Origin of the sequence: Bradyrhizobium retamae (assembly GCF_001440415.1) — a bacterium.
In the GTDB taxonomy this organism is placed as follows: domain Bacteria; phylum Pseudomonadota; class Alphaproteobacteria; order Rhizobiales; family Xanthobacteraceae; genus Bradyrhizobium; species Bradyrhizobium retamae.
The window spans coordinates 207,916-234,372 of the sequence record NZ_LLYA01000192.1 but is presented as its reverse complement, the minus strand read 5'-3'; the positions used below and the strand labels follow the sequence as shown (position 1 = coordinate 234,372).

20 protein-coding genes and 1 pseudogene are annotated in these 26,457 nt (G+C 63.9%); 20 read left to right on the top strand and 1 reads right to left on the bottom strand.

What is annotated here, in order from left to right; all coding sequences use genetic code 11:
* Window positions 1-52: 52 nt before the first annotated feature.
* Together CQ13_RS33350 and CQ13_RS33345 are read left to right on the top strand one after the other, a co-directional pair.
* A complete protein-coding gene (locus CQ13_RS33350; protein WP_057847018.1) occupies window positions 53-403 on the top strand; it encodes a YciI family protein in 351 nt (116 codons plus the stop codon).
* A gap of 64 nt (window positions 404-467) precedes the next feature.
* Complete coding sequence (locus CQ13_RS33345; RefSeq protein WP_057847087.1) at window positions 468-1,706, top strand: RNA polymerase sigma factor; 1,239 nt, start codon at window positions 468-470, stop codon at window positions 1,704-1,706.
* Between the two features lie 115 nt (window positions 1,707-1,821).
* On the opposite strand, the gene CQ13_RS33340 is transcribed toward CQ13_RS33345, so the two are convergent.
* The gene (locus CQ13_RS33340) at window positions 1,822-2,691 is read right to left on the bottom strand and encodes an N-acetylmuramoyl-L-alanine amidase (protein ID WP_082637782.1); all 870 of its coding nucleotides are present in this window, start codon (window positions 2,689-2,691) and stop codon (window positions 1,822-1,824) included.
* A 465-nt stretch (window positions 2,692-3,156) separates the two neighbouring features.
* On the opposite strand from CQ13_RS33340, the gene rsmH reads away from it, so the two are divergent.
* The 18 genes and pseudogenes from rsmH (at window position 3,157) to CQ13_RS33250 (ending at window position 26,421) form a co-directional block, all read left to right on the top strand.
* Window positions 3,157-4,146: a 16S rRNA (cytosine(1402)-N(4))-methyltransferase RsmH gene (rsmH, locus tag CQ13_RS33335; RefSeq protein WP_197427521.1), complete on the top strand. Its 990-nt coding sequence runs from the start codon at window positions 3,157-3,159 to the stop codon at window positions 4,144-4,146.
* A 2-nt stretch (window positions 4,147-4,148) separates the two neighbouring features.
* The gene (gene ftsL, locus CQ13_RS33330) at window positions 4,149-4,541 is read left to right on the top strand and encodes a cell division protein FtsL (protein ID WP_057847016.1); all 393 of its coding nucleotides are present in this window, start codon (window positions 4,149-4,151) and stop codon (window positions 4,539-4,541) included.
* Window positions 4,538-6,289 (top strand): peptidoglycan D,D-transpeptidase FtsI family protein, encoded by a 1,752-nt coding sequence (locus CQ13_RS33325; protein WP_057847015.1) that lies wholly within the window; start codon window positions 4,538-4,540, stop codon window positions 6,287-6,289. Before ftsL ends, CQ13_RS33325 begins: the two co-directional genes overlap by 4 nt.
* Before the next feature lie 80 nt (window positions 6,290-6,369).
* Complete coding sequence (locus CQ13_RS33320; protein ID WP_057847086.1) at window positions 6,370-7,827, top strand: UDP-N-acetylmuramoyl-L-alanyl-D-glutamate--2,6-diaminopimelate ligase; 1,458 nt, start codon at window positions 6,370-6,372, stop codon at window positions 7,825-7,827.
* The gene (locus CQ13_RS33315) at window positions 7,824-9,206 is read left to right on the top strand and encodes a UDP-N-acetylmuramoyl-tripeptide--D-alanyl-D-alanine ligase (RefSeq protein WP_057847014.1); all 1,383 of its coding nucleotides are present in this window, start codon (window positions 7,824-7,826) and stop codon (window positions 9,204-9,206) included. The genes CQ13_RS33320 and CQ13_RS33315 overlap by 4 nt, the downstream gene beginning before the upstream one ends.
* 185 nt (window positions 9,207-9,391) lie before the next feature.
* On the top strand, window positions 9,392-10,498 hold the full coding sequence (gene mraY, locus CQ13_RS33310; protein ID WP_057847013.1) for a phospho-N-acetylmuramoyl-pentapeptide-transferase: 1,107 nt from the start codon (window positions 9,392-9,394) through the stop codon (window positions 10,496-10,498).
* 10 nt (window positions 10,499-10,508) lie between these two features.
* Entirely contained in the window at window positions 10,509-11,909 is a 1,401-nt protein-coding gene (gene murD, locus CQ13_RS33305) for a UDP-N-acetylmuramoyl-L-alanine--D-glutamate ligase (RefSeq protein WP_057847012.1), read from the top strand.
* A 115-nt stretch (window positions 11,910-12,024) separates the two neighbouring features.
* On the top strand, window positions 12,025-13,473 hold the full coding sequence (locus CQ13_RS33300) for a DUF5107 domain-containing protein (protein WP_057847011.1): 1,449 nt from the start codon (window positions 12,025-12,027) through the stop codon (window positions 13,471-13,473).
* A 112-nt stretch (window positions 13,474-13,585) separates the two neighbouring features.
* Window positions 13,586-14,737: a putative lipid II flippase FtsW gene (gene ftsW, locus CQ13_RS33295; protein ID WP_057847010.1), complete on the top strand. Its 1,152-nt coding sequence runs from the start codon at window positions 13,586-13,588 to the stop codon at window positions 14,735-14,737.
* A 38-nt stretch (window positions 14,738-14,775) separates the two neighbouring features.
* The gene (murG, locus tag CQ13_RS33290) at window positions 14,776-15,876 is read left to right on the top strand and encodes an undecaprenyldiphospho-muramoylpentapeptide beta-N-acetylglucosaminyltransferase (protein WP_057847009.1); all 1,101 of its coding nucleotides are present in this window, start codon (window positions 14,776-14,778) and stop codon (window positions 15,874-15,876) included.
* 157 nt (window positions 15,877-16,033) lie between these two features.
* Entirely contained in the window at window positions 16,034-17,437 is a 1,404-nt protein-coding gene (gene murC / locus CQ13_RS33285) for a UDP-N-acetylmuramate--L-alanine ligase (protein WP_057847085.1), read from the top strand.
* Window positions 17,407-18,360, top strand: a pseudogene (murB, locus tag CQ13_RS33280) (UDP-N-acetylmuramate dehydrogenase); the annotation flags it as partial. The gene murC and the pseudogene murB, both read left to right, overlap by 31 nt.
* Before the next feature lie 52 nt (window positions 18,361-18,412).
* A complete protein-coding gene (locus CQ13_RS33275) occupies window positions 18,413-19,405 on the top strand; it encodes a D-alanine--D-alanine ligase family protein (protein WP_057847007.1) in 993 nt (330 codons plus the stop codon).
* A 311-nt stretch (window positions 19,406-19,716) separates the two neighbouring features.
* Window positions 19,717-20,706 carry a cell division protein FtsQ/DivIB gene (locus tag CQ13_RS33270; protein ID WP_057847006.1) on the top strand — a complete coding sequence of 330 codons (990 nt, stop codon included), beginning with the start codon at window positions 19,717-19,719 and terminating at the stop codon, window positions 20,704-20,706.
* On the top strand, window positions 20,703-22,022 hold the full coding sequence (gene ftsA / locus CQ13_RS33265; RefSeq protein ID WP_057847005.1) for a cell division protein FtsA: 1,320 nt from the start codon (window positions 20,703-20,705) through the stop codon (window positions 22,020-22,022). Before CQ13_RS33270 ends, ftsA begins: the two co-directional genes overlap by 4 nt.
* Window positions 22,023-22,110: 88 nt before the next feature.
* Window positions 22,111-23,901 (top strand): cell division protein FtsZ, encoded by a 1,791-nt coding sequence (gene ftsZ / locus CQ13_RS33260; RefSeq protein ID WP_057847004.1) that lies wholly within the window; start codon window positions 22,111-22,113, stop codon window positions 23,899-23,901.
* A 351-nt stretch (window positions 23,902-24,252) separates the two neighbouring features.
* Window positions 24,253-25,212 carry a UDP-3-O-acyl-N-acetylglucosamine deacetylase gene (gene lpxC, locus CQ13_RS33255; protein WP_057847003.1) on the top strand — a complete coding sequence of 320 codons (960 nt, stop codon included), beginning with the start codon at window positions 24,253-24,255 and terminating at the stop codon, window positions 25,210-25,212.
* A 300-nt stretch (window positions 25,213-25,512) separates the two neighbouring features.
* Complete coding sequence (locus tag CQ13_RS33250; protein ID WP_057847002.1) at window positions 25,513-26,421, top strand: outer membrane protein assembly factor BamD; 909 nt, start codon at window positions 25,513-25,515, stop codon at window positions 26,419-26,421.
* Window positions 26,422-26,457 lie beyond the last annotated feature (36 nt).

The following is a 26,457-nucleotide window of genomic DNA, read 5'->3' as shown; positions in this document are numbered from 1 at the left end:
GGCTCGTTCGACTGTGGGGCGGCAATCCAGCCGACCAGAAGGAGACATCGATATGCAATATCTTTTGTTAATCTATCGGAACGAAGCCGAGCAGGCAAAGATGGACGCTTCCGAGCTCCAGAAGATGACGGCGGAATACCGTGCCTTCACCCAATCCATCATCCAGAGCGGCAACTTCAAAGCCGGCGACGCCCTGCAAATGACTGCGGCCGCTACAACCGTGCGCGTTCGCGACGGCAAGATGTTGACCACGGACGGTCCGTTTGCGGAGACCCGCGAGCAGCTCGGCGGCTATTATCTGGTCGAAGCCAAGGATCTCGATGAGGCGCTGGGCATTGCCGCCAGAATTCCCACCGCCAAGGTTGGTTCGATCGAGGTCAGGCCGATCATGGTCTATGACTGACGGCGAAGCCGTCATTCCGGGTTCGCTTCGCGCCCCCGGAATGACGGAGCAACATCGCAATCGCATGACACCTCGCGAGATCGAAAAAATATTCCGCGACGAGACGGGGCGGGCGCTGGCCACGTTGATCCGTCTCGTCGGCGATTTCGATCTGGCCGAGGATGCCTTGCAGGACGCGTTCGCGGTGGCGCTGGAACGCTGGCCGGCCGCGGGCCTGCCGTCCAATCCGCGCGCCTGGCTGGTCAATGTCGGCCGCAACAAGGCGGTCGATCGTATCAGGCGCAACATTGCATTCCGCGGCAAGCAGCAGGAGCTGACGCGTGAGCTGCTGCTCAACGCGTCCGAACCATGCGAGGATGCCGACAGCGCGCTTGACGACGACATGCTGCGGCTGATTTTCACATGCTGTCACCCCTCCTTTGCTGCCGAGGTGCAGGTCGCGCTGACACTGCGCACCGTATGCGGGCTCACGACGGCGCAGGTCGCGCGCGCCTTTCTGGCCAGCGAAGATGCGATGGCGCAACGCCTGCTGCGGGCCAAGCAAAAAATCCGTCTTGCCGGCATCCCCTATGAGGTGCCGGAACGAGAAGCGCTGGAGCCGCGGCTGCGCGGCGTCCTCGCGGTGGTCTATCTCGTCTTTACCGAGGGGTACGCGGCGACGTCAGGGGAAGGCCTGATGCGGCCGGATCTCGCGCGCGAAGCGATTCGGCTGGCGCGGCTGCTCGATGCGTTGATACCTGGACGCGGCGAGATCAAGGGCCTGCTCGCCCTGATGCTGCTGCATGATGCGCGGCGCGCCGGCCGCCAGACCGCGGGCGGTGACATCGTGCTGCTGGAAGACCAAGATCGCACGCTATGGGATCGCGAACAGATAGCGGAAGGATTGCTGCTCGTGGAAGAGGCGCTGCGGATGCCGGGCCGGCCGCAATCCTATGCGGTGCAGGCGGCGATCGCCGCGCTGCATGCGCGTGCGCCCAGTTTCGAAGACACCGACTGGCGGCAGATCGCTGGGCTCTACGAGGTGCTGCTTCGTATCAGCCCGTCGCCGGTGATCGAACTCAATCACGCCGCTGCGGTGTCGATGGTCGATGGGCCGGCGCGGGCGCTCGATCTGGTCGATGCGCTGGAGGCACGCGGTGGGCTGAAGAGTTATGAGCTGCTGCCGGCCGTCCGCGCTGATTTGCTGCGCCGGCTCGGCCGGCACGACGCGGCGCGGGAGGCGTATCAGGAGGCGACGGCGGCGACGCAGTTGGAGCCGCTGCGAAGGCTGTATGCGCGAAGAATTGCGGAGATGGATTCTTAGCCGTCATGCCCGGGCTTGTCCCGGGCATCCACGCCTTTCTTTGTGTTGCGACAAAGACGTGGATGGCCGGGACGAGCCCGGCCATGACGGTGAAATATAGGACCAGCGCTGAAAATTACCTCGCCGCCACCGTCGTTGTCGCCGCGTCCGCCGGCAAACTCGTCAATAGCGCATGCAGCGTGCTCATGGTGGAGTGATCGGCGATGCCGTCGACGCGCGCGGGGCGGAAGTGGCGCTGGAACGCGGTGACCACTTCCATGGTCGGGCCGTCGAACTTGCCGTGGGTCGGGATGTTGTAGCCGTACTTGGCGAGCGCTGCCTGCATGTTCGCGACGTCGTCTGAGATGCTGCCGAGCTTGAGCGTTTCGCCGCGCACGATCGGCGCCGGCTGCACCCAATGGCCGACGCCGGAATTCGCCAGCAAGTGCCACGGGAATTTTTCGCCGGGATCCTTCTTGCGCGCCGGCGCAACGTCGGAATGTGCGAGCACGCGATGCGCAGGTATCTTGCGGCGGAGCATGATGCCCCGGCACAGCGCGATCACGGCGGCGATCTGGCGCGATGGGAAATCCGGATAGCCCCAGTCGTGGCCGCTGTTGATGATCTCAACGCCGATCGAGCAGGAATTGATGTCTTCCTCGCCGGCCCAAGAGGATACGCCGGCGTGCCAGGCGCGCTTGGCTTCCGGCACGCTCTGCACGATGCGGCCGTCCTCCAGCACGATGTAGTGGGCTGAGACGTCGGTGCCGGGGGTGCAGAGCTGGGCGATCGCGCCTTCCACATCCGGCATGCCGGTGTAGTGCAGCAGGATCATATCGGCCACGCGACCGTTGTTGCGGTCGCCATAGTTCGGCGACGGGATGACGTCGGATGCGATCGAGGAATCTGGGGTAAAGGTCTTCATGTCGGCGTTGGCCCTGGGAACGGGAAGGGCGCGTTGACGCCTCGAATCAATACCAGCAGATGTGAACGAACCAGAAGCCATTTTTTAAACCCAAACCGGGCAGCAGAGCGGCAACATCGTGTTCAAACGGCAATATCATTTACTATTCATTTACCGCGTGCCCGCGCAATGCGGCGGCCGAGTTCCCTCTCGTATTTTGACCAAGTGTGGGCGAGGCGCATCACCATTTTTCAGTGTCTCGAAGGCGCGGAAAAGCCGCGGTCGACCATCAACGCTTTCTTAACGCTAAGTGCCGTTACTAAGTGGTGAATAGCCGAACCGGGTTGGGGACGGCCGACGCCCTCTTTCACGCTCGAAAATGCCATGGCAACCCAGCAAATTCCGTCTGGAAATGAGGGGTCGCGGGGCCGGGCGAGAGGTGGCAATCCCACCTGTTCGCGGCCATTTGGCCGGAAAAGCCCGGCGAAGCGCAGAGATTTGAGGCGCAATGGGCCCGTTCGCGTCCAGTTTTCGTACCACAGACTGGAAAACGCCAGAGGACGGCGCATGAGTGCGCCGCGCCACATCTCGGTGCTCGGCCGCGAGGCGGTCGAGATGCTCGATCCCAGGGACGGCGGGGTCTATGTCGACGCGACCTTCGGTGCCGGCGGCTACAGCCGCGCGATTCTCGATATCCCGGGAACACAGGTCATCGGCATCGATCGCGACCGGACGGCGGTTGCCGGTGGGTTCGACCTGGTCGAGCAGTCCGGCGGCCGGCTGACCCTGGTCGAGGACCGATTCTCCAACCTGGCGGAAATCTGCGCGGCGCAAGGTGTGCCTGCCGTGGACGGCGTCGTGATGGACGTCGGCGTTTCCTCGATGCAACTCGATCAGGCCGACCGTGGCTTCTCGTTCCGGCTCGGCGGCCCGCTCGACATGCGGATGGGTCACGACGGGCCGACGGCGGCCGATGTGGTGGCGAAGGCCTCCGAAACCGATCTCGCCAATATCATCTATATCTTCGGCGAAGAGCGCCATTCCCGCGCCGTCGCGCGCGCCATCGTGGCGGCGCGCAAGGAGGCGCCGATTACGACCACCCAACAACTGGCCGATATCGTCGGCAGGGTGGTTCGCTCAAAGCCCAACGAGATTCACCCTGCGACGCGGACGTTCCAGGGCTTGCGGATCTTCGTCAACGCCGAGCTCGACGAACTGCACCTCGCGCTTGCGGCGGCGGAGCGCGTACTGAGGCCCGGCGGGCGGCTGGTCGTCGTGTCGTTTCATTCGCTGGAAGACCGCATCGTCAAGGATTTTTTCAACGCGCGCGGCAAGGCTGGCGGCGGTTCGCGGCATTTGCCCGAAGTGGCACAGGCGGCGCCGAGTTTTCAGATTCTGACGAAGCGTCCGGTTACCCCCGGTGAAGCCGAGCTTGCCGCCAATCCGCGCGCGCGTTCCGCAAAACTGCGCGCTGCCGAGCGCACCGCGGCGCCGGCGCATGCAGCAGGACGCCTGCCGGCGTGGCCTACGCTTGCCGACGTGATGAGGGGAAGCTGATCGTGCGGATCATCCACTTCCTCGTCATCGGCGTGCTGGTGTTCGCAGCCGCCTATGTCTACCGGATCAAGATGGAATCGACCGCGCGCGTCGAGCGTGTGCTGCGGCTCAACGCCGAGATACGCGAGCAGCGCGATGCGATTGCGGCGCTGCGCGCGGAATGGGCCAAGCTCGATGCGCCGCTGCGGCTGCAGGGACTTGCCGAGCGCCATCTCAGCCTGAAGCCGCTGGTCGCCACGCAGTATGACCAACTGAAGAATTTGCCCGAACGACCACCGGCTTTTGCGCGGCCGGGTGCGCCCGATCCGATCGGCGCGATGATCAACACCATCGAGGCTGCCGCCGAGGCGCCGCCCACGACCGGCTCCGTGCCCGCACCGGGAGATCAGCAATGACCGGCCGCGCGCTTGCCAACTCCAGGAGGTCCGCGGAACCGTGGCGGCGGCGGCTGATCCGCAGCCTGCTCTATGGGCGCAACGTCGACCGCGCCGTCAAGGCGCGGGCGCGGGTGGGCCTTGCGATCCTGCTGTTTGCGGCAATCTATGCGGTGCTGGCCGGACGTCTGGTGATGTTCGCCATCGGCGCCGACAGCCACGGCGGCCGCCGCGCCGCCTCGCAGGACGCGATTGCAACCGCGCGGCCCGACATCGTCGATCGTAACGGCGAGGTGCTGGCGACCGACGTCAAGGCGCCGAGCCTGTTCGGCGAACCCAGGCGCATCATCGACAAGGACGAGGCAATCGAACTTCTGACCGCGGCGCTGCCGGACCTCGACACCGCGGAGGCGCGCACGCGCCTGTCGTCGCGCAAGGGATTTGTGTGGCTGAAGCGCGAGATCACGCCAAAACAGCAGCACGACATTCACAAGCTCGGCATTCCCGGCATCGGCTTCCTGCGCGAGAACAAGCGCGTCTATCCGACCGGCGCCGCGGTCGCGCATCTGATCGGCCTCGTCAACATCGACAACGCGGGCATCGCCGGGATGGAGAAGTGGCTGGACAATAACGGCCTGGCCGACCTGCACCGCGCCGGCTTCGCCACCGATCGGCTGCAAAAGCCGGTGGAACTGTCGATCGACCTGCGCGTCGAACACGCGCTGCGCGACGAATTGTTGAAGGCGAAAGAGAAGTACAAGGCCAAGGCAGCTTCCGGCCTCGTCTCCAATGTCAGGACCGGCGAGATCATAGCCCTGGTGTCGCTGCCGGATTTCGATCCGAACAATCCGAAAGAGGCGCACGACCCCGAGCGCATCAACCGCCTGACCACGGGCGTGTTCGAAATGGGATCGACCTTCAAGGCGCTGACGCTGGCGATGGCACTGGATTCCGGCAAGGCCAACCTCAACACGCTCTATGACGGGCGCGGGACGCTAAAGTTCGGCAAGTTCACCATTCACGACACCCATCCGGTCGGCCGCGCGATCACGCTGTCGGAAGTGTTCACCTTCTCCTCCAACGTTGGCGCGGCCAAGATCGCGCTGGCGCAAGGCGTGGAAGCCCACAAGGCATTCTTGAAAAAGCTCGGCCAGATGGACCGGCTGCGCACCGAGCTGCCGGAAAGCGCGTCCCCAATCGTGCCGAAGCGCTGGACCGAGCTCAACACCATCACGGCTTCCTTCGGCCATGGTATCGCAGTGGCGCCGCTGCAGGCGGTGATGGGCATCAATGCCTGCATCAATGGCGGTCTTCTGATTCCCCCGACCTTCCTCAAGCGGTCGGAAGAGGAGGCGCGGGCCATCGCCAAGAAGGTGCTCCGAACCGAAACCTCCGACAAGATGCGCTATCTGATGCGGCTGAACGCCGAGATCGGAACCGCCAAGAAGGCCGACGTGAAGGGCTACTATATCGGCGGCAAGACCGGTACCTCGGAAAAGGTGGTCAACGGCCGCTATTCCAAGAAACAGGTGCTCAATTCCTTCACCGCGATCATCCCGGCTGACAATCCGCAGTATCAGTTGCTGGTCATGCTGGACGAGCCGAAGGCGCTGCCGGAAACCCATGGCTTCATCACCTCGGGCTGGAACGCGGTGCCGACCGGCGGCAAGGTGATTGCCCGCATCGGCCCACTCCTGGGCATTGAGCCGCGCTTCGACCTGCCGCCGTCCGACCGCCTTATTCTTGCAGCATCGAAGACAACCCAGTAAGGCGTAAGAGGAGCATAATCCGGAAAGGTGGAGACCGGTTTTCCCTCGCGACAAACGCGAAGCGTTTGGACTGGAACAAGATGAAACTTCGCGACCTCTTCAGCGATGACGCTGCGATCGAACCGCAGGCGGAAGCTGTCGATGTGAAAGGCCTTAGCGCCGACAGCCGCGCGGTGAAGCCCGGTGATCTGTTCTTCGCGCTCGCGGGGACCAAAACCGACGGCGCGCGCTTCATTGATTCCGCGGTCAAGGCGGGTGCCGTTGCGGTAGCCGGCGAGCGTATCCCTTCGGACGCCCGCGTTCCCTTCGTCATCACGCCGAATCCGCGCCGCGCGCTAGCGCTGGCGGCGGCGAGATTTTATCCGCGTCAGCCCGCAACCATCGCGGCGGTGACCGGGACCAGCGGCAAGACCTCGGTCGCGGCGTTCACGCGCCAGATCTGGGAACGGGTCGGCCACGCCTCCGCCAGCATCGGTACCATCGGTCTGGTGTCGCAAAAGCGCACGGTCTACGGTTCGGTGACGACGCCGGACCCGATTGCGCTGCACAGGCAACTCGACGAGATCGCGGGCGATGGCGTGACGCATCTGGCTTTCGAGGCCTCCTCGCACGGGCTCGACCAGTTCCGGCTCGACGGCGTGCGCATCGCCGCCGGCGGCTTCACCAATCTCTCGCGCGACCATATGGATTACCATCCTGACGAGGCGCATTACCTCGCCGCGAAGCTGCGGCTGTTCCGCGATCTGATCATGCCGGATGGCGCGGCCGTGATTTCGGCCGATCATGATTGTTCGCAGCAAGTGATCGAGGCGGCAGAGGCGCGGGGATTGCGGATCATCGCCGTCGGCAGCAATGCCGATGGCGCCGGCGAAGGCATCCGCCTTGTTGGCGTCACCGTCGAAGGATTTGCGCAAGATCTGGCGCTGACGCATCGCGGACGCAACTACACGGTCAAGCTGCCGCTGGTCGGCGAATTCCAGATCGAGAACGCGCTGGTTGCCGCGGGGCTCGCGATCGGCACGGGCAGCGAGCCGGCGGCGGTGTTCGAGACGCTCGAACATCTCGAAGGCGCCAAGGGCCGGCTGGAGCGGGTCGGTGAGCACAATGGCGCGCCGATCTTCGTCGATTACGCGCACAAACCGGATGCGCTGGCCAAGGCGCTGCAGGCGCTGCGGCCTTACGCGAAGCGCAAGCTCGTCGTGATCTTCGGCGCCGGCGGCGATCGCGACGCCGGTAAGCGTCCCATCATGGGCGCGATCGCGGCCGAGAACGCCGACCAGGTCATCGTCACCGACGATAATCCGCGCAGCGAAAATCCGGCTGCAATCCGCGCCGCCATTCTGGCTGCGGCGAAGGGCGCAACAGATATCGGCGATCGCGCGGAAGCGATCCGGGCAGGGATCGCTGCGCTGCAGCCTGGCGATGCATTACTGATCGCCGGCAAGGGTCACGAGACCGGCCAGATCGTCGGCGACAAGGTTTTGCCTTTCAGCGATCATGAGGCGGTGGCGGCCGCGCTCGCAACGAGGGTGGCATGAGCGCGACGCCATTGTGGACGGTTGCCGAGATTGCGCACGCGCTGGGGCTGTCAGGCGAGTACCCCGACACGCCGGTTGATTTCGTCACGCAGGACAGCCGGCTGGTGAAGCCCGGAAGCCTGTTCGTGGCGTTGAGCGGCATCCCGAGCGGCGGCTTCATCTCCAGTTTCGCCAGCGCGCGCGACGGCTGGGAATTCGCCGACAAGGCCGAGGCGGCCGGCGCGGTGGCGATGATCGTCCCGCACGCCATCGACAGCGTCCGCGTTCCGCAATTGATCGTCAAGGATACGCTGATCGATGGCCTTTGGGCGCTGGCGCGCGCGGCGCGGGCGCGCTTTGCCGGGCCGGTGATCGGGCTCACCGGCAGCGCCGGCAAGACCAGCACCAAGGAATTCCTCGCCGCCTATCCTGCCGCCTACGCGAGCCCAAGCAGCTTCAACAATTTCTGGGGCGTGCCGCTGACGCTGTGCAACGCCAGCCCGCAAGCGAGCGTGTGGGTGGTCGAGATGGGCATGAACCAGACCGGCGAGATTGCGCGGCTTAGCGAGCTGACAAAACCGACGGTGGCGCTGGTGGTGAACGTGCAGCCAGTGCATCTGGAAAAGCTCGGCAGCCTGGAGGCGATCCGGCGCGAGAAGGTGAGCATCGCGCAGGGCCTGCCGAAAGATGGCGTGCTGGTGTTGCCTGATGATGTCCTGGCGCCGGAATGGATCGGCAAGATCGTTCGCTTCGGCGAAGGTTCGGATATTCACGCATTGAGGCATACCGGCCGCGGCGAGAGCTGGGACGTCGCCGCGCGGGTGAACGGCAAGCCACTTGAGTTCGGCCTGACGCCAGGTGCGCCGCATCGTCTGCACAACGCGTTGGCTGCGCTGGCGTCGATTCATGCTGCGGGGCTCGATCCGGCGGTGCTGGCGAAGGAACTCGGCGATGTCGGCATCATGACCGGCCGCGGCGTGGAGCAGACGGCCCACGGCGTGACCGTGATCGACGACAGTTTCAACGGCAACCCGGCCAGCATGGTGGCTGCGCTCGGCAGCCTGAAGGCGCGGCCGGTGAAATCAGGCCGGCGTATTGCCATTCTCGGCGACATGCTGGAATTGGGCGCCGATGCGCCCGCCTATCACGAGAAGCTCGCCAAAGACCTGCCGGGCCTCGACGGCATCTACTGCGTCGGCCCATTGATGCGCCATCTATACGACCTCGTGCCGGCAGAGCGGGCGCTCGGCTGGCACGAAGACCCGGCGACGCTCGATCCCCAACAAATCGCCGCATTGCTGCGGGACGGGGACGTGGTGGTGGTCAAGGGCAGCAAAAAAATGTTCTGGGTGAACAAGTTTGTGCCCAGGCTGCTGGCCGCCTTGCAAGCAAAGGCGTAAACTGGCGCACCCGGCGGCGCCCGTTGCTTCCGCGAGAGGCGATTCGTCAATACCCCATGCATGACCAAGATTTGCTTGGTTTGAGGATGAAAACGATTATCAAGGCGTTCTCGCAACGAACGCGTTCCCGGAGCGCTTCCTCGCCAAAGGCGGCGCGACCAAGCCGCGTGATAGGGCCTACCTGAATGTTTTACTGGCTGATCGAGCTTTCCAATACTGTTCCCGGTTTTGGCATCTTCCGCGGCTTCTTCAACGTGTTTCGCTACATCACCTTCCGCACCGGCGGGGCGATGGTGACGGGCGCGCTGTTCGTCTTCCTGTTCGGGCCCTGGATCATCGATCACTTGCGGCTCAGGCAGGGCAAGGGCCAACCGATTCGCACCGACGGCCCGCAGTCGCATCTGATCTCCAAGAAGGGCACGCCGACGATGGGCGGGCTGATGATCCTGTCGGGCCTCGTGGTGGCAACGCTGCTGTGGGCCAATCCGCTCAACCCCTATGTCTGGATCGTGCTCGCGGTGACGCTCGGCTTCGGCTTCGTCGGATTTTACGACGACTATCTGAAGGTGACCAAACAGAGCCACAGCGGCTTTGCCGGCAAGCTGCGGCTTTTGATCGAAGCGGTGATTGCGCTCGCGGCCTGCTACGCGCTGGTGCGGCTCGGCCGCGATGCGACGTCGACGTCGCTCGCAGTACCCTTCCTGAAGGATGTCGTGATCAATTTCGGCTGGTTCTTCGTGATCTTCGGCGCCTTCGTCATCGTCGGCGCCGGCAACGCGGTGAACCTGACCGACGGTCTCGACGGGCTTGCGATCGTGCCCGTCATGATCGCCGCCGCCAGTTTCGGTATGATCTCGTATTTGACCGGCAACGCGGTGTTCTCCGACTATCTGCAGATCCGATACGTCGCCGGCACCGGCGAGCTCGCGGTGCTGTGCGGCGCGGTGCTTGGCGCCGGCCTCGGCTTCCTCTGGTTCAACGCACCGCCGGCCTCGATCTTCATGGGAGATACCGGCTCGCTCGCGCTCGGTGGCATGCTCGGCGCCACTGCGGTCGCGGTGAAGCACGAGATCGTGCTGGCGGTGATCGGCGGATTATTCGTGCTGGAAGCCGTCTCCGTGATCGTGCAGGTGGCCTCGTTCAAGCTGACCGGAAAACGCGTGTTCCGGATGGCACCGCTGCACCATCACTTCGAGCAGAAGGGCTGGACCGAGCCGCAGATCGTGATCCGGTTCTGGATCATCTCGGTGATGCTGGCGCTCGCCGGCCTCTCCACGCTGAAGCTGCGGTGAGCCGCGCGCGATGATCCCCGTCACTTCCTTCGCCGGCAAGACGGTCGCCGTCTTCGGCCTCGGCGGTTCCGGCCTGGCGAGCTGCCACGCGCTCAAGGCCGGCGGCGCGGAAGTGATCGCGGGCGACGACAGCGCCGACAATGTCGCCAAGGCGGCGCAGGCCGGTTTCACCACGGCCGATCTGCGCACGGCGTCGTGGTCGAATTTCTCGGCCCTGATCCTCACCCCCGGCGCGCCGCTGACGCATCCGGCGCCGCATTGGTCCGTGCTGATGGCACGGCAGGCCGGCATTGAGGTGATCGGCGACATCGAACTGTTCTGCAGGGAGCGCCGCCGTCACGCGCCCGAGGCGCCCTTCGTCGCCATCACCGGCACCAACGGCAAGTCCACCACGACGGCGCTGATCGCGCATCTGATTGATGTCGCGGGCTACGACACCCAGATGGGCGGCAATATCGGCACCGCGATCCTCTCGCTGGAGCCGCCGCGGATGGGACGCGTGCATGTGGTGGAAATGTCGTCGTATCAGATCGACCTCGCGCCCTCGCTCGATCCCTCCGTCGGCATTCTCCTCAATGTCAGCGAAGACCATATCGATCGCCACGGCACGCTGGAAAACTATGCCGCCGTGAAGGCACGGCTGGTTGCCGGCGTGCAGCCGCAGGGCACCTCCATCGTCGGCGTCGACGACATTTGGTGCCGCAACATTGCCGATCGCCTCGATCAGGCGGGAAAGCGCGTGGTGCGGATCTCCGTAAAGAATCCCTTGCCCGACGGCGTCTATGTCGAGCGCGAGATCATCGCGCAGGCCTCCGGCGGCGCGCGCAACGAGATCGCAAGGCTGGGCGGCATCGGTTCGCTGCGCGGCCTGCACAACGCCCAGAATGCGGCATGCGCTTCGGCCTGCGCGCTGGCGATGGGCATCTCCATCGATACCCTGCAAAACGGCCTGCGCAGCTTTCCGGGGCTGGCGCACCGCATGGAGCAGGTCGGCCGCCGCGGCAATGTGCTGTTCGTCAACGACTCCAAGGGCACCAATGCCGACGCCGCCGCGCATGCGCTATCGTCCTTCGCCGACATCTTCTGGATCGCCGGCGGCAAGCCGAAGCAGGGCGGCATTACGGGGCTGACCGAATACTTTCCGCGCATCCGAAAAGCCTATCTGATCGGCGAGGCCGCGCAGGAGTTTTCCGCCACGCTCGGCGATCGCGTGCCGCACGAGATTTCGGAGACGCTCGATGTGGCGGTAGCGAACGCCGCGCGTGACGCCGAGGCGTCCGGGCTCGTCGATCCCGTGGTGCTATTGTCGCCGGCCTGCGCCTCGTTCGACCAGTACCGCAATTTCGAAATCCGCGGCGCCGCGTTCCGCGATCTGGTGACGGCGATGCCCGGCGTGAAGCCGGTGGTGTGATAATGCGGATCCGTAGGATGGGTAGAGCGTAGCGAAACCCATCGCTGCGGCACTGGATTGATGGGTTCGCTTCGCTCTACCCATCCTACATCCTGCTGGTTCGAAGGCGACGCAAATGACCGTTCATGCCCCTTCGCGTGCCCGTGTTATTTTTGCGGTTGCCGTCCTTTCGGCGACCCTTGCGCTTCATGCCGACGCGCGGGCGGATTCGCCAATATCCGACGCAGTGTCTTTAAGCGAGTCGACGATTTCGTGGAGCACCGTCCAGTACGCGGCCTCTGCGGAGAGCGGATTCGTCAGCGGGTCGCTCGACAAGAAGACCATCGTCGATCGCACGTTCAAGACCTACGTGCTCGAGAATCGTTATCTGAAGGTAACGCTCTTGCCTGAATTTGGCGGACGCATTCTTTCCATCATTTACAAGCCGACCGGCCACGAACAACTTTATCGCACCGAAGTAGGCGTGCCCTACGGGATGAAGGCCGGCGTCTTCTATTACGACTGGCTGATGGTATATGGCGGCATCTTCCCCACATTTCCCGATCCCGAGCACGGCAAGACATGGCTGAAGCCGTGGGATTTCAAGGTAGAACGGGAAAGTGCCGGCGAAGTGACGGTATCGATGTCGCTCAAGGATGATTTTTCGTATTCGGCGGCACCAACGCAGTTTCTCAAGGGATCGACGGGTGTCGAAGCGACTTACTACGTTACGCTGAAAGCGGACCGCGCTGCGCTTGATGCGCGCGTGGTCCTGAAAAATCCGCAACCAAAAGCGGTCGATTACGAGTACTGGACGTGCACGACGCTCGCGCCGGGGTCGGACCCGAAGAACCCCAAGACGACCGGCGGCGCAGAAATCATCGCGCCGATACAAACCTACAGTACGCCCGGCTGGTCGAGCAATCTGTCCGATGGCGACGAGACCGCCGGCACGGGCAAGAGCCGTTTCGAAAAACTGCGCTACTTCAAGAACTGGCCGACAATGGGCATCGCGTACGCGGCGCCCGATATGCAGGGCGGAAACTTCTGGGGTGTGATCAATCACGACAACGAGGAGGGGATCATCCGGATCGCGGACAATACCGTCACGCGGGGTTTAAAGATGTGGACGTGGGGATTTCCGTCGTTCACCGACGAAACTGACGCACGCAAGAGCCCGAGCGAAGCGCAGCCTTACGTCGAATTGTGGGCGGGCGTGTCGGACCAGTTTTTCCATCGCGCCAAGCTTCCACCGCGTGGCGAAATATCGATTCCGGAAACCTATAGCCCGATCGTTGGCATGAGCAACGTGACAAGTGCGAACGAGAATATCCTGATCAATTTTTCGACCGCGGTTTCTGAAGTGAATCTTCAGTTCTTCAGTATCGAGCCGGCTGCGCCGTTGCGCGTAACGTTGAAGCGCGGCGATGCGATATTGTTCAACGACGCCGTGACAGCCGACCCGAAGAACGGAAATCGTATTTCTGCGACGATTCCTGGCGGCGGCAGCGGCGATCGGGTGCGGCTGACGATCACGACCATGGACGGCAAAGAGCTGATCGCGGCCGAGACAAGAATAAGGTAATTTGACTTTAGGATGCGCTGCCGGATCTCTCAAAAGTTACCCATCTCATTAACCCCCCATAAACCATCCTGCGCCACCAATGGGCGTTACCTCTGCCATTTTGGGGACGCCCATGCTCGCCCGTGACCAACGCACCCCGTTTTCGGACTGGTGGTGGACCGTGGATAAGCTGCTGCTCGGCGCAATCATGGCGCTGATGCTGGGTGGCGTAATTCTCTCGCTTGCGGCGAGTCCGCCGGTGGCGACGCGAATCGGGCTTGATCCCTTCCACTTCTTCAGCCGGCACATGCTGTTCCTGCTGCCGTCTCTCCTGGTGTTGATTGGGGTATCGTTCCTGTCGCCCAGGCAGATCCGCCGTCTTGCGCTGTTGGTGTTCGTGGTGAGCGTTCTCTTGATCGTCGCGACGCTCGTCTTCGGTGCGGAGGTGAAGGGATCGCGGCGCTGGATCACGCTGCTCGGCGTCAACATCCAGGCTTCCGAATCCGCCAAGCCCGCCTTCGTCGTGATGGCGGCTTGGCTATTTGCGGAATCGACCAAGCGGCCGGAGATGCCGGCGACCTCGATGGCGATGGTGCTGCTGCTGACGCTGGTGGCGCTTCTGGTGATGGAGCCGGATTTCGGCCAGACCATGCTGATCCTGATGGTGTGGGGCGCGCTGTTCTTCATCGCAGGCATGCGGATGATCTGGGTGGCCGGCCTTGCCGGCGCCGCGATGGCCGGGTTGTTCAGCGCCTATCTGTTGGTTCCGCATGTCGCGGGCCGCATCAGGCGTTTCCTGAATCCGGCATCCGGCGACACCTTCCAGGTCGACATGGCGATGGAAGCGTTCTGGAACGGCGGCTGGTTCGGACTCGGGCCCGGCGAAGGCATCGCCAAGCGCAGCCTGCCGGACAGCCACACCGATTTCGTATTCGCGGTGGCGGCGGAAGAATTCGGCATCATCCTGTGCCTGGCGCTGGTTGGGCTGTTCGCCTTCGTCGTAATCCGCACGCTGACGCGGGCCTACGCGAGCGAGGACATGTTCTCGCGCTTTGCGGCATCGGGACTTGCGATCCTGTTCGGCATGCAGGCTGCCATCAACATGGCGGTCAATCTGCAACTGATCCCCGCCAAGGGCATGACGCTGCCCTTCATCTCCTATGGCGGCTCGTCGATCATTTCTCTGGCCTATGGCGTCGGCATGATGCTGGCGCTGACACGGCAGCGCCCGCGCACCGAAGTGGAATCGATGAACGCGGCCGGCGTGGCGCGCGGCTACGCCTGAGGGCGTGACTAGCGCTGCGGCGTCGGCTATTTGAAGCCATGGACAACACGCCTCTTATTCTGCTGGCTGCAGGCGGCACCGGCGGCCATTTGTTTCCTGCTGAAGCGCTCGGGGTTGAGCTCATCAAGCGGGGCTTGCGCGTGCGGCTTGCCACCGATGCCCGCGCGCTGCGCTATAGCGGGCTCTTTACCCGCGACAATATCGACGTGGTGCCGAGCGAAACCGTGCGCGGCCGTAATCCGTTGTCGCTGGCGCGCACCATTATCATGCTCGGCTACGGAACGGGCGTTGCGCTCAACCTGGTTCGGCGGCTGAAGCCCGCGGCCGTGGTCGGCTTCGGCGGCTATCCGACGCTGCCGCCCTTGATCGCCGCACGGCTGCTCGGCGTGCCCGGCATCATTCATGATGCCAACGCCGTGCTCGGCCGCGCCAACCGTTTTCTCTCCAGGCGCGTCAATGCGATCGCGACCTCGCTGCCCGGTGTGCTCGATCGTGATCCCTCGCTGGCGGGAAAGACCACCACTATCGGCACGCCGATGCGCCCGGCGATCCTTGCCGCCGCCGCGCAGCCGTTTGCGTCTCCGGAACCGAACGGGCCGCTGCGCTTGCTGGTTGTGGGCGGCAGCCAGGGCGCGCGGGTGATGAGCGACATCGTGCCGGGTGCGATCGAACGGCTGGAGCCGGTGCTGTGGAGCCGCATCGCCCTGACGCAGCAGGTGCGCGAGGAAGACATGGCGCGGGTGCGGGCGATCTACGACCGGCTCAAGATCAAGGCCGAACTTGCGCCGTTCTTTGCCGACCTGCCGGCGCGGCTGGCGTCCAGCCATCTCGTGGTCTCGCGCTCCGGCGCCGGCACCGTGGCGGAACTCGCCGCGATCGGCCGGCCCTCGATTTTGGTGCCATTGCCCGGCGCGATCGACCAGGACCAGTTCGCCAATGCCGGCGTATTGGCGAAGGTGGACGGCGCTTTGCGGATTCCGCAAGGAGAATTCACCCCCGACCGGCTCGCCGCCGAAATCTCTGCCTTTGCCGCCGAGCCCGCCCGGCTGGCCGCGATGGCCGCCGCTGCCCGCCAGGTCGGCCGGCTCGATGCCGCGGAACGGCTGGCCGATCTGGTCATGAAAACGGCCGGAATTTGACGTCCACGATGACCCAAAAAGCGCTTGTCATGCCCCGCGAAAGCGGGGCATCCAGTATGCCGCGGCGCCTGATTTGAGCCTTGGCTCATAGGAATACTGGCTTCGCGGAATACTGGATCGCCCGCTTCCGTTGGCGATGACGGCCAAGGACAAACCCATGAGACTGCCGCGCGAGATCGGACCCATTCACTTCGTCGGGATCGGCGGCATCGGCATGAGCGGCATCGCCGAAGTGCTCGTCAATCTCGGCTACATCGTGCAGGGCTCGGACGCGTCGGAAAGCGGCAATGTCGCGCGGCTGCGGGAGAAGGGCGTCCAGGTCTCGGTCGGCCACAAGGCCGAGAATGTGGACGGCGCCGACGTGGTCGTGGTCTCGACCGCGATCAAACGCGACAATCCCGAACTGATGGCGGCCCGCGCGCAGCGCATCCCGGTGGTGCGTCGCGCCGAAATGCTGGCCGAGCTGATGCGGCTGAAAAGCTGCGTCGCGATTGCCGGCACCCATGGCAAGACAACGACGACATCGATGGTCGCGGCGCTGCTCGATGGCGGCAATCTCGACCCGACTGTGATCAACGGCGGCATCATCAACGCCTATGGCACCAATGCGCGACTGGGAGCGGGCGACTGGATGGTGGTGGAGGCCGACGAGAGCGACGGCACGTTTTTGAAACTGCCGACCGATGTCGCCATCGTCACCAATGTCGATCCTGAGCATCTCGATCACTTCAAGACTTTCGAGGCAATCCAGGACGCGTTCCGCAATTTCGTCGAGAACGTGCCGTTCTACGGCTTTGCGGTGATGTGCATCGATCATCCGGTGGTGCAGAGCATCGTCGGCCGGATCGAGGATCGCCGCATAATTACCTACGGTGAAAACCCGCAGGCCGATGCGCGGCTGATGGACCTGACGCCGATCGCCGGCGGATCGAAGTTCAAGGTTGCGATCCGCAATCGCAAGACGGAGGCCACGCACGAGATAACGGACATCGTGTTGCCGATGCCGGGCCGGCACAACGCGTCGAATGCTACCGCGGCGATCGCGGTGGCGCACGAGCTCGGCATTTCAGACGAAGCGATCCGCAAGTCGATCGCTGGCTTTGGCGGCGTCAAGCGCCGCTTCACCCGCACCGGCGAATGGAACGGCGTGACTGTCATCGACGACTATGGCCATCACCCAGTCGAGATCGCCGCGGTGTTGAAAGCCGCGCGCGGTTCCTATGGCGGCAAGATCATCGCCGTGGTGCAGCCACACCGCTTCACCCGCCTGCAATCGCTGTTCGAGGAGTTCTGCACCTGTTTCAACGATGCCGATGCGGTTATCGTCGCCGAGGTCTATCCGGCCGGCGAGGCGCCGATCGAAGGCATCGACCGCGACCATTTTGTGCTGGGCCTGCGCGCGCATGGCCATCGCGAGGTGATCCCGCTGCCGAGTTCGACGGAACTCGCAAAAGTCGTCCGCCGCATCGCCAACCCCGGCGACCTCGTCGTCTGCCTAGGGGCCGGCAACATCACGCAATGGGCCTACGCACTGCCCGGCGAATTGAAGGCGTTGGGGTAGCCGTGGCATTTCCCGACATCACCTCCGATCTGAAAGCCGCGATGCCGCAATTGCGCGGACGGCTGTTGGCGAACCAGTCGCTCGCCGAGTTGACCTGGTTTCGCGTCGGCGGGCCGGCGCAGGTGTTGTTCACGCCGGCGGACGAAGACGATCTCGCGTATTTCCTAAAGCTGCTTCCGAAGGAATTGCCAATCTATGTGGTCGGCGTCGGCTCCAATTTGATCGTGCGCGACGGCGGTATGCCGGGCGTGGTGATGCGGCTGTCGCCGCGGGCGTTTGGCGAGACCAGGGCCGAGGACGATATCGTGAGCGCGGGCACGGCCGCGCTCGACAAGCGCGTGGCGGAAACGGCGGTGGCGGCCGGGATCAGCGGCATGGAATTCTTCTTCGGCATTCCCGGCACCATCGGCGGCGCGTTGCGGATGAATGCCGGTGCCAATGGAAGCGAGACCAAGGATGTGCTGGTCGAGGCGACCGGTATCGGCCGCGACGGCACAAAGCATGTCTTCTCCAATGCCGACATGAAGTTTGTCTATCGCAACAGCGGCGTCGATCCATCAGTCATTTTCACCTCCGCGCGCTTTCGCGGGCAGATCACGGACGCCGAAGCCATTCGCGCCCGGATGAACGAGGTGCAGAGCCATCGTGAAACCGCGCAGCCGATTCGCGAAAAGACCGGTGGCTCCACCTTCAAGAATCCGCCTGGCAACAGCGCGTGGAAACTGATCGACGCCGCCGGTTGCCGCGGGCTTCGCGTCGGCGGGGCGCAGGTCTCGGAAATGCACTGCAATTTCCTCATCAATATCGGCAACGCCACCGGGCATGATATTGAAACGCTGGGCGAAACCGTGCGCGAGCGGGTTAAAGCGAATTCTGGGATAGAGCTACACTGGGAAATCAAGCGGATCGGGATTTCCGCATAGATTCCGGGTTCGATGCTTCGCATCACCCGGAATGACGGATAGGTAAAGGCTAATGCGAACGACCATTCTCTTTGGCGGCACCAATAAGGAGCGGCTGGTTTCGGTGGCGAGCGCGCAGGCGCTGCACCGCGCGTTGCCGGAAGCCGATCTCTGGTTCTGGCATGTGGCCAACACCGTTCACGAAGTCAGTTCGAAGGCGCTGCTCGAGCATTCGCGTCCCTTCGAGGATGAATTCAAGCCGGGCAACCGCGGTATCGCGCTGGAAGCGGCGCTCGACAAGGCGAAGGCGGAAGACCGTGTACTGGTGCTCGGGCTCCACGGCGGCCGTGCCGAGAACGGCGAACTGCAGACGATGTGCGAAATGCGCGGCATTCCCTTCACCGGGTCCGGCTCGGCATCGTCGAACCTCGCCTTTGACAAGGTCGCAGCGAAACGGTTTGCGGCGATTGCCGGTGTCGCGGCTCCGGCCGGCGTAGCTCTGGAAAATCTTGAAGCTGCGTTTGCCGAATATGGCAGGCTGATCGCAAAGCCGGCGCGAGACGGTTCGAGCTATGGCCTGATCTTCGTCAACGCCAAGCAGGACCTGGTCGCGGTCCGCAACGCCGCTAGAATCGAAGAATATTTGATCGAGCCCTTCATCGCGGGCGTCGAAGCAACCTGCGGCGTGCTGGAGCAGTCGGATGGCACGTTGATGTCGCTGCCGCCGATCGAGATTGTCCCGGGGGAGGGCACCTTCGACTACACGGCCAAATATCTGCTCAAATCGACTCAGGAGATCTGCCCGGGGCGCTTTTCTCCGGAAATCACTGCGCAGCTGCAAGATCAGGCGCTGCGAGCGCACCACGCGCTCTCCTGCAGCGGCTATTCCCGGACCGACTTCATCGTCTCGGCGAACGGGCCGGTTTACCTCGAGACCAATACCTTGCCGGGGCTGACTGCGGCCTCGCTCTACCCGAAGGCGCTCAAGGCCCAGGGGATCGAGTTTCCGGATTTCCTGCGGGATCAGATCACGCTGGCCGAACGGCGCAGCCGGAAACGGGCGTGACCGGCCCGGCCGGCCCGTTAACAGGCCGTTAACCCGGAACTAACCGCGCCACGAGAAATGTTGCTAAAATCCTAAGAATTGTCCGGCAAACCACTCAAAAGACGGGCCAAAGCGCATCACCAGCCCCCCGTTTTTACACTTTGTTTACCAGGAAGAACGAAGGTTAACGCTGGCGGCGCATGTGGCGCTTGGCTGCCGGGGTGCGCTGTTCCGAGTTCAGGTCAGCACTTAAGTCCGGCAACGCCGAGACGTCATCTGGGCCAGGATCCGCAAAAAAGCTTGCGGGAACAACACTTGGACAGGCTCGTGCAATGGATGGTGCAGGACGCCTCACGCGGTCGCTGAGATCAGTGGGGCCCCAGGCTGACCTGAAAGCAGCCGCTATTGGAGCGGTCGTGCTGCTGCGCGAGCGGCTGGGCCGTCGCGCCCGCGTCCCGGCGAAGCCCATGATCGATCGCGAGCCGCCGAATCGCCTGGTCCTTCTGGTCGAACGCTATCTGCCGAATCGTACCGGCATTGCCTTGACCGTGCTGATGCTGCTCGGCAGCGCTGGCCTCGGCATCGTCAAGGGCGGTCACGTTGACGAATTCATGGTTGCGCTCAGCGATACCCGCAATGCGCTGGCCAATTCGGCCGGGTTCCGCATCACAACCGTCGTCATCAACGGCCGCAAGCAACTGAGCCAGGACGAAGTGCTCGCGATCGGCGGCGTCAGTGGCCGATCCTCGCTGTTGTTTCTCGACGCGGCCACCGTGCGCGACAGGCTCAAGGCCAACCCGTGGATATCAGACGCGACCATCCTGAAGCTTTATCCCGGCCAGTTGCAGATCGACATCGTCGAGCGCACGGCGTTCGCGCTGTGGCAGCAGGATGGACGGCTGTCCGTGATCTCCGAGGACGGCGCGGTGCTGGAACCCTATGTGTCGCGCCGTTTCGTGACGCTGCCGTTGGTGGTGGGCAAGGGCGCCGATGTCAGGGCCCGTGATTTCCTCGCGCTGCTCGATCGCTATCCGCAGGTCCGCTCGGTGACCAAGGCTGCAATCCTGGTCGGCGAACGGCGCTGGAATTTGCGGCTGAAGGAGGGGCTCGACATTCGCCTGCCGGAGAACGACGTCGGCAACGCGCTTGCCATGTTGAGCAAGCTCGACAAGGAGGACAGGCTGTTCTCGCGCGACATCGTCGCCGTCGACATGCGCCTGCCGGACCGGCTGACGGTGCAATTGTCGGAAGAGGCGGCCAAGGCCCGCGAAGAACTGTTCAAGGACAAGAAGACCAAGAAGAAGGCCGGTGATTCAGCATGACCGGCCTCGATCGCAACCAGACCCCGAAGACACGTCCCGTCGACCACAAGCGCACGGCGCTGGTGGCTTCGCTCGATGTCGGCACCAGCAAGATCGCCTGCATGATCGCGCGGCTCAAGCCGTCGCCGCCGAGCGACGCGCTGCGCGGCCGTACCCATGCGGTGGAACTGATCGGCTACAGCCAGATCCAGTCGCGCGGCGTCAAGGCGGGCGCCGTGGTCGATCTCGCCGAATGCGAGCAGGCGGTGCGGCAGGCGGTGGCGCTGGCCGAGCGCATGGCCAAGGTCCGCGTTGAATCAATATTGCTGTCGGTTTCCGGCGGCCGGCTGCAGGGGCAGCTTGTCGAGGCCGCCGCCGATATCAGAGGCGGCTCGGTCACCTCTGATGACGTCACCCGGGTGACCTCCACCGGCATGCGCCACGCCACCGGCGAGGGCCGTACGGTGCTGCACGCGCTCCCGGTCGGTTATGCGTTGGACGGCGTCAAGGGCATCCGCGATCCCCGCGGCATGGTTGCGCGCCAGTTCGGCGTCGACATGCAAGTCGTGACGGCGGATGCCACCGTCGCCCGCAACCTGATGCTGGTGGTCGAGCGCTGCCACCTCAACGTCGAGGCCATGGCGGCGAGTCCTTATGTCGCAGGCCTGTCCGTGTTGACCGACGACGAGGCCGATCTCGGCGCCGCCGTGGTCGAAATGGGGGCTGGATCGACCACGATTGCGACATATTCCGGCGGCCGTTTCGTGCACGCGAGCGGATTTGCGCTCGGCGGCCAGCACGTGACAATGGATCTTGCACGCGGCGTCGGCGCATGCATTGCGGATGCCGAGCGAATCAAGACGTTATATGGCACCGTGCTGACCGGCGGGTCCGACGCGCGCGAGCTGATGTCTGTACCGACTGCGGGCGAGGAACACGATGCCCCGCAGATCGTCTCGCGCGCCACGATTGCCAACATCGTCCGGCATCGCGCCGAGGAGATTTTTGAAATGGTTCGGGACCGGCTCGCGGATTCCCCCTTTGCGGCAGAGCCGAGGGCGCGGGTTGTGTTGAGCGGCGGGGCTTCCCAGCTCACCGGCACCGTCGAACTCGCCACCCGCATTCTCAACCGGCCGGTCCGGATCGGCCGTCCGCTCGGTTTCGGCCGGCTGCCCAACGAGGCCAAGAGCGCCTCGTTCGCGGTTCCCACCGGCCTCCTGGTCTATCCGCAATACGCTCATCTTGAACACGTCGAACCGCGGCATACGCGGCAGCTCAAGACAGGGACAGACGGCTATTTTGGCAAGGTCGGACGATGGCTTCGCGAGGGCTTCTGATGACCGGTCCTGTGACCAAACGATTTTCACCAAATCCCGCGGCCGCCGGCCGGGGCGAACCAACGCGCGCGTCGTAGGAGAGGCAACCATGGCACTCAATCTGACCCCCCCTGACATCAGCGAGCTGAAACCGCGGATTACCGTCTTCGGCGTCGGTGGAGCAGGCGGCAATGCCGTCAACAACATGATCACTGCCGGGTTGCAGGGGGTCGATTTCGTCGTCGCCAACACCGACGCGCAGGCGCTGACGATGTCGAAGGCCCAGCGCATCGTGCAGATGGGCACCCAGGTGACGCAGGGCCTCGGCGCAGGGTCCCAGCCTGATGTCGGCGCGGCGGCGGCGCAGGAAGTGATCGACGAGCTGCGCGACCATCTCTCGGGCGCCAACATGGTGTTCGTCACCGCCGGCATGGGCGGCGGCACCGGCACCGGCGCCGCTCCGGTGATTGCCAAGACCGCGCGCGACATGGGCATCCTCACCGTCGGCGTCGTCACAAAGCCGTTCCATTTCGAAGGCCAGCGCCGCATGCGCACCGCCGAGTCCGGCATCGCCGAGCTGCACAAGGTGGTTGATACGCTGCTGATCATCCCGAACCAGAACCTGTTCCGGGTCGCCAACGAAAAGACCACCTTCGCCGACGCCTTCGCGATGGCCGACCAGGTGCTCTATTCGGGCGTCGCCTGCATCACCGATCTCATGGTGAAGGAAGGCCTGATCAATCTCGACTTCGCCGACGTGAGGGCGGTGATGAGGGAAATGGGCAAGGCGATGATGGGCACAGGCGAGGCGACCGGCGAGAAGCGCGCGCTGACCGCGGCCGAAGCCGCGATCGCCAACCCGCTGATCGATGACAGCTCGATGAAGGGGGCGCGCGGCCTGTTGATCTCGATCACCGGCGGCAAGGACCTCACGCTGTTCGAAGTCGACGAAGCCGCGACGCGGATTCGCGAGGAAGTCGACCAGGATGCCAACATCATCGTCGGCGCCACCTTCGACGAATCGCTCGACGGCATCATCCGCGTCTCCGTGGTCGCCACCGGCATCGACCAGTCGCAGATTGCGCGCAACGCGGGCGCCGGTGCCACCGCCACCACGTCTGCCACCACCGCCGGTGCCACCCCGTCTTCGCCGGACAACCGGCTGGCCGAGCTGACCGCTCGCCTGCGCGCCGACAATGCGCGCCTGGCCGAACGCGCCCAGAAGCTCGAGCCGGCGGCTGCGCCGCAGGCGGCTGCTCCGGCACCTGCCGCCGCGCCGGCGCAGCGCGGCAACGTCGAGCGAGCCGCGCTCGCTGCGATCGCCGCGGCGGTCGAGACGCCGCAACAGGCCCCGATCCAGCCAGCCTCCTATGGTGACGTCACGGTTCGCCCGATCGCACAAAAGCCGACGCTGTTCCCGGATCACAAGGAGGCCGCCCGCGTCGAGCCGGAGGCGCCGGCGCCCGAAACCTTCATCCCGCAGGCGGCCGAACGTCCGCCGGCCCGCGCGCCGCGGATGCCAAAGTTCGAGGACCTCCCGATGCCCGCCCAGGCCGAGATCCGGCACGCCCGCGGCGAGCCTGAGGAGGAGCATCCGCAGAAGACGCGGCTGTCGCTGTTGCAGCGGCTCGCCAATGTCGGCCTCGGCCGCCGTGACGAAGAGACCGAGCCGCCGATCGCGGCACGTGCCTCCGGCCCGTCGATGGCGCCGCTGCCCGAACGCAAGCCGCAGCGCACCGTCGCCCAGCAAATGGCGAATCATGAGCCGGTATCGGAGTATGCAAAGCGCCCGGCGCCGCAGGGTCTGGACGCCCACGGCCGCCCAGCACCTGTTGCACCGGCGCCACAGGGCGACGACCATCTTGATATCCCGGCCTTCCTCCGACGCCAAGCCAACTGAGCTTTTGTTACAATCGAGGTGATCCAAGGGGCCCCGGCTGGAACAGTCGGGGCCCTTCTCTTTGGCCTGGTGTCGAGGTTCAGCAGGCTGGCCAACCAACTGATTTTAAACGATTAATTATTCATTTCGTGATCCGATACCGAAGCTCGAACAGCGTCTGGCCGTGTCGGAGTTTGGTTAACCCTTGGCGCGAATGCGGCAGAGATAGGGTAACAATCCGTAAAGAAGCGTGAGTTGTGCACCTTAGGGCAATGACTATGGTCTGCCGTGACTTTGGGGATGCCTAGAACGCGAATCGCGCTAGCGCGCGGTTCCCGTCTTTGGGTTAAGTCGGGTAGTGGGCAGTTATCGATGAAATTCAGCCGCCAAACCACGCTTCGGTCGCAAGCCACCGTAACGGGCGTTGGCGTTCATTCCGGATTACCTGTCAGCCTGACGCTTGGACCTGCTCCTGTGGATGCGGGCTTTATTTTTGTCCGTACCGGCCTGGATGAGGCCGACCGCGAGGTTCCCGCAGTAGCCGCCTCCGTAACCGCCACCGATCTTGCTACTGTTCTTGGCGACCGCGAAGGTCCGCTGGTCTCCACCGCCGAACATGTGCTTGCTGCCCTGCGCGGCATGGGTGTCGACAACGCCATAATCGAAGTCGACGGCCCCGAAGTTCCGATCATGGACGGCAGCGCGTCGGCTTTCGTTGCCGCTATCGACCAAGCCGGCATCGTCACCCAGTCGGCCTCGCGCCGCTTCATTCAGGTGCTGAAGCCGGTGCAGGTCGCGATCGGCGACAGCTTTGGCGAATTGCGCCCGCATGGCAACGGGTTCCGCGTCGAGGTCGAGATCGCCTTCGACAACGCCATGATCGGCTGCCAGAAATATTCCATCGATCTCAACCCCGAAAGCTTCCGCCGCGAGATTTCCCGCGCCCGGACTTTTGGCTTCATGAACAACGTCGCACGGCTCTGGAGCGCTGGTTATGCGCGCGGCGCCTCGTTTGAGAATACGGTGGTGTTCGACGAAGCCCGCCTGCTCAACACCGAAGGGCTACGCTTCAGCGACGAGTGCGCCCGCCACAAGGCGCTGGATGCGGTCGGTGATTTGACTCTGGCTGGTCTGCCGCTGCTCGGCGCCTACCGTTCGGTACGCGGCGGCCACAAGCTGAACCATGCTGTGCTGACCGCTCTGTTGGCCGATCGCAGCGCCTGGCGGGTGGTCGAGGCCGAACCGGCACGCCGTCCCCGCGCCCATGTCGAGGCCGGCGCGGGCATGGTGGGCGGCATGATCGCCCCGGCCTATGGTCCGGACGTTTCCTGACTTTGCTTGCGGAATCTGTTGATTTTGGCTTTCCGAACGCCGGACTTTTCCGGCCGCACACGCGCGTTTTCTGTAGTAACCACAATTGGTAAGGACGCCGTTCAGCCGCCTTAATCCGGGCGAATTGGCTGCGTATTCGGTTGGTCGAGGACCAATTTTCGGCTACAGAGGCCTGCGGTTGCACCACAAGCGCCATGCTCAAGAAATTTGGGGCACGGGGAATATGGCATCCATGACCGCGGTTCATGGACGGGCGGGCTCAGTCATCAACCGCATCAAAGGCGTCAGGTCACAGATTCCATGTCGGCACAGCGTATGACGCTCGAACCAGGCAAATCACTCGGGCGCTCCAGCCTCGCTCGCGCCGCACGGTCGTTGCGGCTGGCGGCTGGCCTGATTGCGCTCGCCATTCCCCTGAGCGGCTGCGGCACCGGTGCGCTGTGGGACAAGTTCACCGCCAAGGACGATACCTTCAACGAGGAGCCGGCGGACAAGCTCTACAATGAGGGCTTGTACCTGATGAACCAACGCAAGGATCTGAAGGCGGCATCGAAGAAATTCGAGGAGGTCGATCGCCAACATCCTTATTCCGACTGGGCGCGCAAATCGCTCCTGATGTCGGCCTACTCCTTTTACAATGCCGGCGATTACGATAGCTGCATCGGCGCAGCGACCCGCTACGTCACGCTGCATCCCGGCAGCTCCGATGCGGCTTACGCGCAATATCTCATCGCGGCATCGCATTACGACCAGATCCCGGACATCTCTCGCGACCAGGGCCGCACCGAAAAGGCGATCGCGGCGCTGGAAGAGGTGATTCGCAAATATCCGACCTCGGAATACGCCAACTCCGCCAAGGCCAAGCTCGAAGGCGCGCGCGACCAGCTCGCCGGCAAGGAAATGGACGTCGGCCGCTATTACATGGAGCGGCGCGACTACACCGCCGCCATCAACCGCTTCAAGACCGTGGTCACCCGCTACCAGACCACGCGGCATGTCGAGGAAGCGCTGGCGCGGCTCACCGAGGCCTATATGGCGATCGGCATCGTCGGCGAGGCGCAGACGGCGGCAGCCGTACTTGGGCACAATTTTCCTGACAGCCGCTGGTACAAGGACGCCTATAATCTTGTAAAGTCGGGCGGTCTCGAGCCGAGCGAGAACAAGGGTTCCTATATTTCCAGGGCCTTCAAGAAGTTGGGTCTCGGGTAGTGGAGCGGATTTGACATTCGCTCGATACTTGCCGCG